The 14,614-nt window shown below is 41.2% G+C and carries 9 protein-coding genes and 4 tRNA genes; 10 read left to right on the forward strand and 3 right to left on the reverse strand.

Annotation, left to right across the window (positions count from 1 at the left end; genetic code table 11):
* Nucleotides 1-26 precede the first annotated feature (26 nt).
* Complete coding sequence (locus AC2SLP_RS11440; RefSeq protein ID WP_486535649.1) at nucleotides 27-1,019, reverse strand: IS110 family RNA-guided transposase; 993 nt, start codon at nucleotides 1,017-1,019, stop codon at nucleotides 27-29.
* Nucleotides 1,020-1,406: 387 nt separating this feature from the next.
* On the opposite strand from AC2SLP_RS11440, the gene AC2SLP_RS11445 reads away from it, so the two are divergent.
* Together AC2SLP_RS11445 and AC2SLP_RS11450 are read left to right on the forward strand one after the other, a co-directional pair.
* A complete protein-coding gene (locus tag AC2SLP_RS11445) occupies nucleotides 1,407-1,697 on the forward strand; it encodes a helix-turn-helix domain-containing protein (protein ID WP_486536786.1) in 291 nt (96 codons plus the stop codon).
* A gap of 283 nt (nucleotides 1,698-1,980) precedes the next feature.
* Nucleotides 1,981-3,027, forward strand: a complete 1,047-nt coding sequence (locus AC2SLP_RS11450) for an Lcl C-terminal domain-containing protein (protein ID WP_486536787.1) — start codon at nucleotides 1,981-1,983, stop codon at nucleotides 3,025-3,027.
* Nucleotides 3,028-3,184: 157 nt separating this feature from the next.
* Here AC2SLP_RS11450 and polA read toward each other — a convergent pair whose 3' ends face one another.
* The gene (polA, locus tag AC2SLP_RS11455) at nucleotides 3,185-6,376 is read right to left on the reverse strand and encodes a DNA polymerase I (RefSeq protein ID WP_486536788.1); all 3,192 of its coding nucleotides are present in this window, start codon (nucleotides 6,374-6,376) and stop codon (nucleotides 3,185-3,187) included.
* Nucleotides 6,377-6,612: 236 nt separating this feature from the next.
* A complete protein-coding gene (locus tag AC2SLP_RS11460) occupies nucleotides 6,613-7,029 on the reverse strand; it encodes an Ohr family peroxiredoxin (protein WP_486536789.1) in 417 nt (138 codons plus the stop codon).
* Nucleotides 7,030-7,822: 793 nt separating this feature from the next.
* Between AC2SLP_RS11460 and AC2SLP_RS11465 the strand changes: the two genes are divergently transcribed.
* The 8 genes from AC2SLP_RS11465 to tuf all read left to right on the forward strand — a co-directional run.
* Nucleotides 7,823-9,418, forward strand: coding sequence for a peptide chain release factor 3 (locus tag AC2SLP_RS11465; protein WP_486536790.1), 1,596 nt, complete (start codon nucleotides 7,823-7,825; stop codon nucleotides 9,416-9,418).
* A gap of 743 nt (nucleotides 9,419-10,161) precedes the next feature.
* Nucleotides 10,162-11,121 carry an RsiV family protein gene (locus AC2SLP_RS11470; RefSeq protein WP_486536791.1) on the forward strand — a complete coding sequence of 320 codons (960 nt, stop codon included), beginning with the start codon at nucleotides 10,162-10,164 and terminating at the stop codon, nucleotides 11,119-11,121.
* A gap of 139 nt (nucleotides 11,122-11,260) precedes the next feature.
* Nucleotides 11,261-12,457 carry an FHA domain-containing protein gene (locus tag AC2SLP_RS11475; RefSeq protein WP_486536792.1) on the forward strand — a complete coding sequence of 399 codons (1,197 nt, stop codon included), beginning with the start codon at nucleotides 11,261-11,263 and terminating at the stop codon, nucleotides 12,455-12,457.
* Between the two features lie 95 nt (nucleotides 12,458-12,552).
* A tRNA-Thr gene (locus AC2SLP_RS11480) sits at nucleotides 12,553-12,628 on the forward strand.
* Nucleotides 12,629-12,741: 113 nt separating this feature from the next.
* Nucleotides 12,742-12,825 (forward strand) — tRNA-Tyr (locus tag AC2SLP_RS11485).
* A 93-nt stretch (nucleotides 12,826-12,918) separates the two neighbouring features.
* Nucleotides 12,919-12,992: transfer RNA gene (locus AC2SLP_RS11490), tRNA-Gly, on the forward strand.
* Between the two features lie 28 nt (nucleotides 12,993-13,020).
* Nucleotides 13,021-13,095: transfer RNA gene (locus tag AC2SLP_RS11495), tRNA-Thr, on the forward strand.
* 335 nt (nucleotides 13,096-13,430) lie between these two features.
* A partial coding sequence (gene tuf, locus AC2SLP_RS11500; RefSeq protein WP_486536143.1) for an elongation factor Tu occupies nucleotides 13,431-14,614 on the forward strand: 1,184 nt, incomplete at its 3' end.

Genomic DNA, 14,614 nt, shown 5'->3' on the forward strand with positions numbered 1-14,614 from the left:
GTAGATACCATCTTAAAAAATAAATATCAAGCAGAAATAAATTCAACTTTTGCCTGATAAGGAGATTGATGTTTCAATACACCATAGCAGATATGCACAAGCTTACGCATAGCAGCGCAAATCGCCTGCATCTTGCACTTACCATTGGCTAACAGCCTCTCGTACTGTGCCTTAATATCAGGATTCCATTTAGTGGATACCACTGCAGCCATATACAGTTTAGCTCTAATAGCACTTGAACCATTCTTAGCTAAACGTGATTTGCCTTTAAACTGTCCTGACTCAATATGTCTAGGAACAAGACCAATAAAGGCTGCAACCTGTGACGCTTTAGTAAACTGCTTATTGTGCATCAGCGATAGCATCTGTCTTGATGTGGCAGGGCCTACACCTTTGATAGTTTGTAGTAGCTCTTGGTCATGCTTTAACTTAGGATGTTTATCGATATGATCATCAATATCATCGTTAAGCTTTGCAATAGCAACTTCTAAAGCATCAATCATAGTGCCAATGGATTGCTTCACAATAGGCGCAGTATCAGTAGCATATGCTTTTTCTTGACGGTTAAGCTCACGTTGCAAGTCTTGCTGTAGTGCATCTAAACGAGTCAATAATGACTTTAATTGTCTTGCTTCTACTGGTGGCGGTGTCCACTGTTCTGGCTTAGCACTATTAGCATAACGAGCCAGTAAGACGCTATCCTTTTTGTCAGTTTTATTGCGACTACCAAGAGAGTTTGCATAGCTTCTGACATAGGCTGGATTTACGATACTTAGAGCAATACCTTTATCATGTAGAAAATAAGCCACATTCTCATGATAGACACCTGTTGCTTCAAGGGTTACGTGTATATCACTTAAATTATCGCTGACGTTTGTTTTTAGCCAGTTGATAAGATTATCAAAGTCGTCTTTGTTGTTTTTAAATACTTTGGTTTTAACCTTTAGCTTGTCTGCATCTTTAAGCCATGCAACATCAAGCTTTGCTTTACTAACATCGATACCAATATAATGAGTCATCTTGTCATCTTCCCTTGTTCATGCAGTGTCACTCGTATTGAGGCACTTGGATACCATTCAGAGTATTAAGATGATAAAAATGAGCATTGGGCATTATCTACGCTACAGTGTCTAGGCACTAAGGGTGCGCTCATGCTCTCAATGCTCGTGATTAACCGCTTTAGTTTATCAACTCTCGTTGATTGCGTTAAGGGGTCAGTCAAGATACAAGGGTGCGCCTTGCGCATTAATTATTTTATAAAAGGGTAGTTTAGTTTGGTCTATTGGATTGGGAGTGTTTGTCAATTTATTGTTAAAATAACCTCTATGATTTAAAAAACTTCTTATTAAAGGTGCGCACGGCGCACCCTACGGGGCTGACCCAGAAAATTGAAGAGGTATATAGCCATGACGAATGAATTTTACGATGATTTATCGCAATCATTAAGCCAAGCCCTAGATATTGCTAAAGGTGAGGTTGAACCGAGCCGACAGTTTAGCCATGATTTTCCTGATATTAAGTTGGTTCGAGCTAAGACTGGCTTGAGCCAACAGCAGTTTTCTGAAAAGCTGAATATTAACCCACGTACTTCACAAAATTGGGAACAGGGTACGAGAAACCCAACAGGGGCAGCAGTTACGTTAATGCGACTCTTAGATGAAAAGCCTGAATTGATTATAGATGCTCAAAGTAGGTAGCGTGGGTGGTAACCTACGGATTAATAGAGCCATTCGTGGGTTAGTGCCCGTGCTACTTGCTAAATTTGTTGGATGTCATTACCTCCACCAAACCTACGAGAAGTTGGCTCGTAATTTTAAATTAATGCTGTACCTAGTTAGTAGTATTGTTTACTTTAAGTTAAATTTAGGACACGTATTAATAAATGTTGTAAGTATTTGTTTAAATATGTAAAGTGTGATAATTTCTTACTAACAATCTTATAACTTAAGCGATACTTATACACATCAGGAAAATATTATTATGATTCAAAAATCTTTGATTTTCACAACTTTAATCTTATCAGGCATGGGTATAGCAAATGCTAATATTACAAATGAAGAACTCATGCAAAAAGGTATGTGGCAAGACCCTAAAACAGGACTAATATGGGACAGGTGTAGTATTGGACAGGCTTGGAACGGAACAACTTGTACTGGTGAGGCTGCAAAACTGATATGGTATCAAGAGGACCTTGGATATTCTGGATTTAAAGACATTTCTGGAAGTGTGCGTGAGACAATTAAAAGTCATCGACTTGGCGGGTATAGCGATTGGCAATTACCAACAGTAATTCAATTATCTACTATTGTATCTTGTGACAAAGGCTTTAAGGGATATGATACTGTCTCCATCTATCCATATCTTATCACTCGCCCAAACTCTAGAGGTAAACGACACCAATTTACAATTTTAGATGAATGTTCAGAAGATTCCACAAGCCCCTCGATAAACCTCCAAACATTTCCAAACACACCTAAAATATTATTTTGGGCAGCAGAAACGAAAGGTAAACCATGGTTTGTTAATTTTAATGACGGAAAAATAGGAACCCGAGGGTTTGGAGTGAGAAGAGTTGTACAAGCTGCTCGTGCAGTTCGCCTACCAACATCGTTAGGGCTTGATAGCGAAATTACTGTACTTGATGCTCGATTAAATACCGAAGGTAGAACAGCAGCGCAAGAACGAGAGCATCAGGCAAAATTAAGAAAAGAACGTCAAGTTGAGAGAGCGAAAGCTGCTGAGAAGGCCGCAAAAATTGCAGCCGAAAAAGCTAAAGCAGAAGCTGAAAGTGAACGTCTAGAACAAATAGCTTATGATAAGAAAACGACTGATTTTCGTAAGACGTTGGCAGTAGGTGATTATGCTACCGCTGGTATGGTTATAGAGATAAAAGGTAATTTGGTACAGATCCAATCTAATGAGAGACAGTGTACGCAAAAAGACTACAACAATAATTGTATAAATTGGATAAAGACACCAACTATAAAATGGGTTAAACGTGACGACTTATATCCTTATAAGTATTGATTAAAGATATAGTCTCCCTAGTGTGCTCTCCATCGCTCCTATTGAATATCGTGACCTAAAAGGTGCGTTAAACGCACCCTATGGGAATTGTGCACGATTCAAGGTTTGATAAAAACACTAACGTTGCAAGATAGGAACGTAAAGCGGGAAATAGCTACTAATGCGCCTCATCCCAATTATCACCCACACCCGTTTCAACCAATAACGGCACGGCAAAATCAACCTCCCAGCTCATTTGCTTGGCCGTATCGCTAAGCACATCTTGCATGGCATTTCTAATCAGCTCACCAATCTCATCAGCTTTATCCGCATCCACTTCAAATACCAATTCATCATGCACCTGTAACAACATGATGGCATGCTCTTTGGGCAAGACTTTATCAACGGCTATCATCGCCAGCTTAATAATATCGGCGGCGCTACCTTGCAAGGGGGCGTTAATGGCGGCACGTTCAGCACCGCGGCGTACCATTTGGTTGCTGTGTTTAATATCTGGGGTGTAGAGTTTGCGACCCAATATGGTTTCGATATAGCCGTTGTTGACCGCACTGTCACGGGTGTCTTGCATGTACTGCTTGACGCCCGGATAACGGCTAAAGTAGAGATCGATATAGTCTTGCGCTTCACCTCGGCTCATTTGTAATTGTTTTGCCAAGCCAAACGCACTCATGCCATACAGCAGACCAAAGTTAATGGCTTTGGCGTTACGGCGCTCGGTAGGGGTGACGTCGTCAACGGCTTTACCCAGCACTTCGGCAGCGGTGGCGGTGTGAATGTCGAGTCCGTCTTTAAACGCACGGGTTAAGTTTTCATCGCCAGAGAAATGCGCCATGAGGCGTAGCTCAATCTGCGAGTAATCGGCAGCGAGCAACACCCGACCTTCGGGGGCGATAAACGCTTGGCGGATGAGGCGACCGGTTTTGGTACGAATCGGAATGTTTTGTAAATTCGGATCAGTGGACGACAAACGTCCGGTACTGGTTAGCGCTTGATGGTAACTGGTGTGCACACGGTCGGTGTCTGGGTCGGCTACCGCATCGAGGGCATCGGTATAAGTGTTTTTAAGCTTAGCAAGGCTGCGGTATTCAAGTGCAATGTCGGCAAGCGGATGGTCAATTTTATTAAGTACCGCTTCACCCGTTGAGTATTGCCCTGATTTGGTTTTTTTACCACCTATTACGCCAAGTTTGTCAAATAGCACCTCACCCAACTGCTTGGGAGAACCTAAGTTAAATTCCTCGCCAGCCTGCTCATAGGCTTGCTTCTCTAGCTCGCCAATTTCTTCATCAAATCGTTCGGATAATTCGTTTAAAAATGAGCGTTTAATGAGAATGCCCTCGGACTCCATTTGACATAGGATTTGGGCGACAGGTATTTCTAATTCGTGTAATAGACGCCCGTTGACCGCATCGTCTTTGAGTTTGTCTTGGAACAGCTCAAACAGTTGATAGGTAATGTCCGCATCTTCACAGGCGTAGTCACTGGCAATGTCGATGGCGACTTTATCAAAGGTGAGTTGTTTTGCACCTTTACCTGCCACATCTTCAAAACTGATGGTTTGGGTGTGTAGATAGTGGCGGGCAAGCTCGTCCATACCATGTCGAGTAGCCGCCGCATTGATGACATAGCTTGCCAGCATGGTATCGACTAACCAATTCATACCATTCCCAGATAACGTCCTATCTTTGTTAGTCTCGCTTGCTGTACTAGGCGTACTATCTGTGCTCGTCTGCCTCGATAGAACGCTATCTGGAAACGGTATGTCAAGATTGAGATTGATGCCGTGCTTACTTAACACATGCGCATCGTATTTAAGATGTTGACCGATTTTACCAATTTCGGGATCTTCTAAAATGGGTTTTAACTTGGTAAGCACCGTATCCCGATCCAGCTGTTTAGCAATTAAAGGATCTACTTCTGCATTGGCGATGAGTTCGGCTTGTTCTGCTTCTTCCTTTTTATTTTTTGGCTTTTTTAGAGGTTCTGAATAGGCGACATGTTCAAGCGGAATATAGTAGGCTTCGTGCGCTTGCAATGAGAAGGATAAGCCGACCAGTTCCGCTTCTCGCCAATTAACACTGGTGGTTTCGGTATCGACGGCAAAGTGGGGCGCACTTTGCAACTTATGAAATAAAGTATCTAGCATATTCTCATCAAGCACAGTGTGCCATGCTTTATCGTGAGTTTTACTGTCTTTGATGTTTTCAATGATGGTGGCTTGTTGTTGGCTTTGTAAGGTTTTAGCGATTTGCGCTTGCGATTCGCTATCCGCTTTACTATTAGTAACGCTATTTGATCCGCCATTGGCTGGATGGTTGGGATGATCTAAAGAGGCTAATTCATTTTTGAACTCAAGCTCAGTGTATAACTCTCGAAGCTCATCGGTGAATTGATGGGCATCGGTATTGATACGCAGCTCTTCCCAGTCTTGACCGATATTTAAATTAGTAACGATAGTGGCCATTTGCTTGTCGGTCTTGATGGTTTCGATAGACTCTTGTAAGGTGACGCCCACCTTACCTTTTATATTGGTCGCATTGACTAAGATATTGTCAATATCACCATATTCGTTTAATAAGTCTGCTGCGCGTTTTTTCCCCACGCCAGCCACGCCTTTAATACCGTCAGAGGCATCACCCATCAGCGTTAAATAATCAATCATCTGTACAGGCTTAACCCCAAACTTATCGATGACGCCTTGAGTATCCATGACTTTACCAGTAAAGCTGTCTTCTAATAACACGCAGTCGTTTACCAGTTGTGCCATGTCCTTATCGCCCGTTGAAATCACCACATGGTGACCTTCGGACACAGCGCGTTCTGTTAGCGTACCAATGATATCATCGGCTTCTGCACCGTTGATGCGTAGCAGAGGAATACCTAGAGCTTTGACAAGGCGATGAATGTAAGGGATTTGCTCTGCCAGCTCTTCATCCATCTTGGGTCGATTGGCTTTGTATTCATCTGACATGGTGTGGCGAAAAGTCGGCGATTTGGTGTCAAAACACACTGCCATGTGGGTCGGATGATAGCGGCGCATCAGCTTTAGTAGCGCATTGAGCGTGCCACGGATGGCGTTGGTCATTAGCCCTTGGGTATTCATCATGGTTTTGGGCAGGGCATGATAGGTGCGGAACAAATAATACGAGCCGTCGACTAGGATAAAAGGCGGTGTTTCTTTGTCCACATGGCTGGTGTCCATCGTGGCAACATTGGGCATGGTGTCAAATGTTGGCATCACGGTTGGATCTAGGGCGTCATGGGAGGTGTCTGTTGTGGTGTCGATGGTTGTGTCAATGTCAATGTCGACGTCTGGAGTTTCAGTCTTGTCAGTGCTGTTATCTGTCATAGGGGTCACTTTGATAGGTATTGTTTCGAAGATTAACAAAGAATGTATTTTAGAGGATGATTTTCTATTTATTATAACTAAAATTTGACGTGGTGTTAGGATATGTTAGGGGTAGCAAACATAAAAAAACCCGAATCGCCATAAACGATTTGGGTTTTAAATATAATTAGCTAACGCCAAATAGTGTCTTTTTTTACTTCTGTTAAATGCTTATGTCAAATACTTATGTCAAATACTTATGATTTAACTTCGGAAGTTACCGTCACTTCAATATTACCATTAGTGGCTTTTGAATAAGGGCAGACTTCGTGCGCTGTTTCGACTGCTTTTTGAATGTCAGCTTCACTGGCATCGGTGCTATCAGCAATGACGTGCAGCTTAACTGCTAGTTTGTAGTCATGATTATCACCTTGTAGCAATGATACTTCAGATTTGGTGGTTGAACCAAAGCTCAAGCCTTGCATTTTTTTGACCACACCAAGGGCACTATCAAAGCAAGCAGCGAATCCCATCGCAAATAACTGTTCTGGGTTGCTTCCTTCTTTACCAGAACCTGGTGGTGACATCTTAACTTCAAAATCGCTGTCATCGATTTTAGCCGTACCCATACGACCGCCTGTTACAGTTGCGTTGGTTGAATATAAAGTTTTCATAACTACCTCTTTTTGTTTTATTTATACATTAATAATGTCTGTGTTTAAAGCCTTACCACATTACCAAAAATTAAAGCTATTAACGGTTGAAGGTTGTAAGTGTTTGCTAGGAGTTTGTAAACTGATATTAAGCTAAATGTATAGTGAGCTTTTTAAATGAAATGATTAATGAATGACGAACTCTATTTTAATGCTATAGCTCCAAGCGGACATAAACTAAAATTTAAGGTTTAATACGTTTGTATTACTTCCTCAAGATAGGATTGAATAGCATTAATAGTAATTGGAGTTTAGAGCTTACGTAGGATAGGTTTTATTCGTGTAGGGTGGGTAGTTTTTATTAACTCTCGCAAAGCGTGCAATGATAATTAGTCCGTGAAAATAATTTGTCCTACCGTTTTGATGGGTTAAGTTATTTTTACCGCGCTCTATAACCCAATCTGAAATCCTGCCAGTTTTAACCACGATAAATATTTGCAAAAATACGATATTACCGCTAGCCCTGATAGAAGCGGTAGCTTGGTGGGGTGTGGGGCATACAGCACCTTACACAAGAGTGATCGCTTGAATAATGGAACACGCTTGTGTTTAAGTGCTGTGCCCCACATGCAACCAACTACAAGCGAATAGCAGGAATAGCTTTATATACTATTGATATTCTTATGGATTAACGATTGTTTAAGGCTTCGGTTATTTGTGCGAGCGTTTTTGTTTATTCTATCTGCACCATTCCACAAAATCCGCTACAATACGCTCATTAAATTTATCAATACATGTAAGCTGAACCCAAACTATGAGCGTAGACCAAAAAACTTTAAATGCAGAAGTGGCCAAACGCCGCACCTTTGCTATTATATCTCACCCCGATGCGGGTAAAACCACCATGACCGAAAAGCTCCTACTATGGGGTCAGGCCATTCAGGTAACAGGTGAAATTAAAGGACGCAAATCAGACCGTCATGCCACCTCCGACTGGATGAGTATGGAACAAGAGCGTGGCATTTCAATCACTACCTCGGTCATGCAGTTTCCTTACAAAAACAATATCGTCAACTTGCTAGATACCCCAGGTCACGCCGACTTCTCAGAGGATACTTACCGCACGTTAACAGCGGTAGACAGTGCACTTATGATGATTGACGGGGCAAAAGGTGTTGAAGCACGTACTGTCAAGCTTATGGAGGTGTGCCGCATGCGCGACACGCCTATCATCTCCTTTGTCAACAAGCTTGATCGCCAAATTCGTGATCCGCTCGATTTATTAAGTGAGATTGAGAGCGTATTGGGCATTCAATGCGTGCCGTTAACTTGGCCTGTAGGCATGGGGCAAGATTTTGTCGGCGTCTATCACTTGACCGAAGATAAAACCTATTTTTATGAAAAAGGTCATGGAGGTGAAATTACCGAAATAGAGACGCGCGACGGCTACGATTATCCTGACGTCAGAGAGCGTTTGGGCGAATTAGCTTTTACCGCCTTTGAGGAGTCTTTAGAGCTGGTACAAATGGCACTTGAAGACTTTGATGTGGATATGTTCCTAAAGGGTGAGATGACTCCTGTACTATTTGGTACGGCGCTAGGTAACTTTGGGGTTAATATGGTACTCGATACGTTAGTTGAGTACTCACCACCACCGAAAAACCACCCAACCAATGAGCGCACTGTTGAAGCGACAGAGACTGACTTTAGCGGATTTGTATTTAAGATTCAGGCCAATATGGACCCGCGTCACCGTGATCGCATTGCATTTTTAAGAGTGTGTTCAGGTAAATACGAGAAAGGCATGAAAATGCGCCATGTCCGTCTTGGTAAGGATGTACGTATTACCGATGCGTTAACTTTTTTAGCAGGGGATCGCTCAGCGTTAGAAGAAGCCTATCCCGGTGACATCATTGGTTTGCATAACCACGGCACCATTGGGATTGGCGATAGCTTTACCGAAGGGGAGATACTAAATTTTACCGGTATCCCTCACTTTGCGCCAGAGCTGTTCCGCCGAGTAGTCCTCAAAGATCCTTTAAAATCCAAAGCGCTGCAAAAAGGGTTACAGCAGCTTTCAGAGGAAGGTGCCACTCAGGTGTTTATGCCCCAAATTAATAATGATTTGATTTTAGGCGCAGTCGGTGTGCTGCAGTTTGAAGTGGTGGCACACCGTTTAAAAGAAGAGTACAAAGTTCAATGCACCTTTGAGCCAGTATCGATTGCAACCGTACGCTGGATTCATTGTGACGATGACGTAGCATTAGCGAAGTTTAAGAAAAAAGCCCACGACCAATTGTCGATCGATGGGGGCGGTTATTTAACGTATCTTGCACCTAGCCGAGTCAATTTGCAACTGATGCAAGACCGCTATCCTGAGATCACATTTAGTAATACGCGTGAGCATTAAACGCTCTTGTTAAGGTCTGTTGAACATTCAAACATTCAAACATTCTAACATTAGAACTGCTGATCGCAAAAATAGAACATTATCAAATGTGTCTAATAGTAAAATCTTAAAGAAATAAAAGGCGCTTTATAGAGCGCTTTTTTTGTGTCTACAGCTTTTTAACTTCTATTGTTGTATCTTCTATTGTTTTATCTTCCCTATATTGTTTCCTACTATTGTTTCCTACTGCTATTAAAGATGGTGGATATTATCATCATAAACGCGTAAGCCCCTACATAAACGCGTGAGCCCCGTCAAGTTTGATAACTATGAGTAAGTAATTTATAGACAGTACTTCAAGACAAGTGTTTTTATAGTCAGTACTTTATAGAGGGCTGCTTTATAAATAAACAAATGCTTTATAAAATAGCCACAAGCTTAAAATAAATGGTTAAACAAAGGATTAAACACAGTTTAAACACAGTTTAAACACATAGATTTTAAAATTGCTATATATTTAGTCTATAAAGGTTTCAGGTTTTTATATTGATGATTTGCGAGATCAGTTGTAATGCATGTCCCTATTTGTTTGGTGAGGCTAAAATGAGATAGATTTTTGCTAATCACACTAAATTTTGCAGAGAATATAGATATATTATCTAAAAATTTGTAAAGATTAGCGAGAATATAGTCATTTTTTGGCCATAAATCTTGAGAGTACCAATTAGGGACTCGCCCTGATAATACTAAAAAAAGGACAGCTTATGCCGCAATCATTTGACCCGATTGACACATCAAGTCAGCTTAATGCTGTGGTTAACAATAGTGTTCAGCCAATAAGCTATGTTCAGCCTATAAGCTATGTTCAGCCAATAAAGTACGCGCTTGGTTCAGTGTTGATGCTAAGTGTGTTAAGCGCGTGTGTGACACCCGCTGTTCAAACCGATAGTCTAGTATATGCTCAAGAGCAAGTTACACCTAATGAGCCCGTTAAATCTGATATTGTGTATGATGAAAGACGTTTAGACTATACGTTGCCTAAGTCGGTTACTGATATCTGTTATAGGAACAAAGATTATGCTTGCCCTGAACTTTCAGTAACGTATGCTAATACAAATGTAGATTGGATTAATGACAATATAAATGCATTAATTAATGACACGATCCCAGATATGCAGGCAAGTGATCAAGCAGACACACCAGCTAGGTTTCATAACTTATCTCAATTCGAGATCAAGCAGCGTCTAGATAACTTTGCCAAAGCGCAAATAGAAGATATTCCTTTAACCAGCCGTTTAAATTACACTTTCTCGGTTGAACCGAGTTATTTGGGTCAGTATAAAAATGTAGATATGTTCGAAGTTATTACCTATATTTATACAGGTGGCGCGCATGGTATAGGGGTCTCTGAGTATCTCATGTTTGATATGGCAGCAAAAAAACAACTGCACCTTCATGATATAGTGTTGCCCGGTCAGACCATAAAACTTAAAGCTTTGGCGTATGCTGAATTTAAAGACTGGCTTAAAGATACTGATATTGATCCTGAAGCGTACGAAAAAGACTGGCCTTTTACGCTGACAGATAATGCCGTATTAAATAAAGACGGAATTCGATTAACCTATCAATTTTATGAAATTACGCCTTATGTTTATGGCATGCCTCAATTAACCTTACCCTATGCTAAACTTAATGGGATAATCAGACCCGAATTTATGCCGTAGTTACACGTCAAACTTTGGTCACTGACAAGATATAACTAGTTGTAGCTTCTTATAAACTAAACACTATAAATCACTTTTAATCTAATCAATAACTGATTAACTAACTGATTTTATAACTAACAGAACTAGAGGGACTTATATGAATAATTCTGAATCTAATGCTAAACAATGGCAGTTGTCAGCAATTACTGATGCACTTGGAGATTTGACTCTACCTATTAGTGATAAGCTTACTGTAGGACGTGGACAAGACAATGATGTTGTACTTGGAAGTAAGCAGGTTTCACGGCAGCATGCGCAGTTAGCATTGGTTGATGATGGTTTGACTATCGAAGATTTAGGCTCCTCTAATGGCACATTGGTTAATGATAAAAAGCTAAACGCGCATCAACCTGAAACATTATCTGAAAATGATGTCATTACTTTTGCAGCTTTTAGCTTCAAAGTAAATAAAATGGCTCAAGCTGTATCAATGACGGTGCCAGCAACGGGTGTTCAAGACTCAGTTGATGAACCTAGAGTGGTTGAAACTCAAAAAGACAATCTTGAAGCTGAATCAACAAAAACTGATTCAACCTATAAAGAAGCATTAACTAAAAAGACCACCTCAGCCAGTGAAGCCACTGAGCGAGCTAGAACAAATGCTAAGGCGGTTGAAGATGCTCACATCGATGATATGAATAAAGCGGAGCTTGAACAAAAGCTTGAGCAAGAATTAGAAGAACCAATTGCGTTTGGTAATCCAGACCAAGAAGTTAACGATAAGGCAGAGTATTACAACGAATTAGCTGCTGAAGCTGACCCTGAGGTGCACCGATCAAAGCAAGCGGCAAGTGCAAAAATGTCAGCGACTACTGATATTCATGAAGAAATCCCTGATTCAGTAGATACCTCTTATAAACGTGCTGTTGATCAAAAAGTAGCAGATGACAAAGCACCAGTTAAGGAAGCACCAGTTAAGGAAGCACCAGTTAAGGAAGCTTCGGTCAATAAAGCACCTATACCCAAAGAAAAGCCGGTAACCACTGAGCCTTTACAAAAGTCGAAACCTACGGATACTAAACCCGTAGACACAAAGCCAGTTGAAACGAAGCCAGTTGAAACGAAGCCAGTTGATACAAAGCCTAATGAAACGAAGCCAGTTGATACAAAGCCTAATGAAACGTTTAATACAGTTGATGAGCAAAAGCCGCATGATGTCGCTCATGTTAAGAATTCAACCTCAGTACCGCAGCCGCCTAAAAAAACAGGATCAAACACAACCTTATGGATAGTTTTAATATTGCTAGCATTAGCTGCGGCTTTATGGCTATTTAATTCAGGTGAGCTATTATAAATTTGATTAAAAAACGTTTTTTTTAAATAAATTTATAAAAAAGGGTTGCGTTATACTAAATATTTGCTAGAATACTCCCCACTTCGAGAGAACAAGCCGACTTAGCTCAGTTGGTAGAGCAACTGACTTGTAATCAGTAGGTCGCCAGTTCGATTCCGGCAGTCGGCACCATTTCTCGCAGTAATAGCTATTAATAAGTAATAGCAGTAATATAAGTTACTTGTAGTTTTCAATATTACAAATAACAACTTAGTAAAACTATTATCTATTTTAGTTTTACGTTAGGTGGGGTTGGGGAGCGGTCAAACCCAACAGACTGTAAATCTGTCGCGAAAGCTTCGAAGGTTCGAATCCTTCCCCCACCACCATTTTCTAGTACTATTTTCAATAAGTGTTCAACCTTCTACCTAAATCAGCATAAACTGCTATTATGTATTTTAAAGCGTTTTCGCTGTAATATTGCGGGTGTGGTTTAATGGTAGAACCTCAGCCTTCCAAGCTGATGGCGCGGGTTCGATTCCCGCCACCCGCTCCATTTTTAGTGGTAATATCGTTTTAAGTATGCTCATATAGCTCAGCGGTAGAGCACTCCCTTGGTAAGGGAGAGGTCTCGAGTTCAATTCTCGATATGAGCTCCATTATATGTTTTACTGAAATTATAATGATGGCCTAATTAGTATTTATTTATAATTTTAGCGATTAATAATTCTATCGATTTATATATAAATGAGCGTTAGGTGACTGTATAAGACATTCTCAAGGGCACATAATGACCTTGCACAACGAACCACATGCATAATTAATAAATTGATAGGCAGCACTTAGTGTTGCCTTTTAGTGTTGCAAAAGGCTAAGCTAAATTTAAAAGAGTTGGTTAAAATCTAAAGTTGGATTAATTAAACTATAATCGTTTTAATCCAAATCAATTTGTAATAGAATTTGTTTAAATAACCCAAAAAAAGAGGACACACCCATGGCAAAGGCCAAGTTTGAAAGAAATAAGCCGCACGTTAACGTAGGAACCATTGGACACGTTGACCACGGTAAAACCACACTAACCGCAGCAATCGCAACCGTAGCAGCCAAAACATCAGGCGGCGACGCAAAAGACTACGCAGCGATTGACTCAGCACCAGAAGAAAAAGCACGTGGTATCACAATCAACACCTCACACATCGAATACGACACCGAAGCACGTCACTACGCACACGTAGACTGCCCAGGTCACGCAGACTATGTGAAAAACATGATTACTGGTGCCGCACAGATGGATGGCGCAATTCTAGTCGTATCAGCGACAGATGGCCCAATGCCACAAACACGTGAGCACATCCTACTATCACGTCAGGTAGGCGTACCATACATCATCGTATTCATGAACAAATGTGACATGGTAGATGACGAAGAACTACTAGAGCTCGTAGAAATGGAAGTACGTGAATTACTATCAGACTATGACTTCCCAGGTGATGACACCCCAATCATCAAAGGATCAGCGCTAGAAGCCCTAAACGGCAATGACGGTCCATATGGCGAACCTGCAGTAATCGAACTACTAGAAGTACTAGATACATATATCCCAGAGCCAGAGCGTGACATCGATAAAGCATTCCTAATGCCAATCGAAGACGTGTTCTCAATCTCAGGACGCGGTACCGTAGTAACAGGCCGTGTAGAATCAGGTATCATCAAAGTAGGCGATGAAATCGAAATCGTAGGTATTAGAGACACTCAAAAAACCACCTGTACAGGTGTAGAGATGTTCCGTAAGCTACTAGACGAAGGTCGTGCTGGTGAAAACTGTGGTGTACTACTACGTGGTACAAAGCGTGAAGACGTACAGCGTGGCCAAGTACTAGCAGCGCCTGGATCTATCACACCGCATACAGACTTTGATGCCGAAGTATATGTACTATCAAAAGAAGAAGGTGGCCGTCATACACCATTCCTAAATGGTTACCGTCCACAGTTCTACTTCCGTACTACAGACGTAACAGGTGAAATCATTCTACAAGACGGTACTGAAATGGTAATGCCTGGCGATAACGTTGAGATGAGCGTGAAGCTAATCTTTCCAATCGCAATGGATAAAGGCTTACGTTTCGCAATTCGCGAAGGTGGCCGTACTGTAGGTGCTGGTGTTGTTGCTAACGTTAA

This window comes from Psychrobacter sp. CX21 (assembly GCF_057396255.1).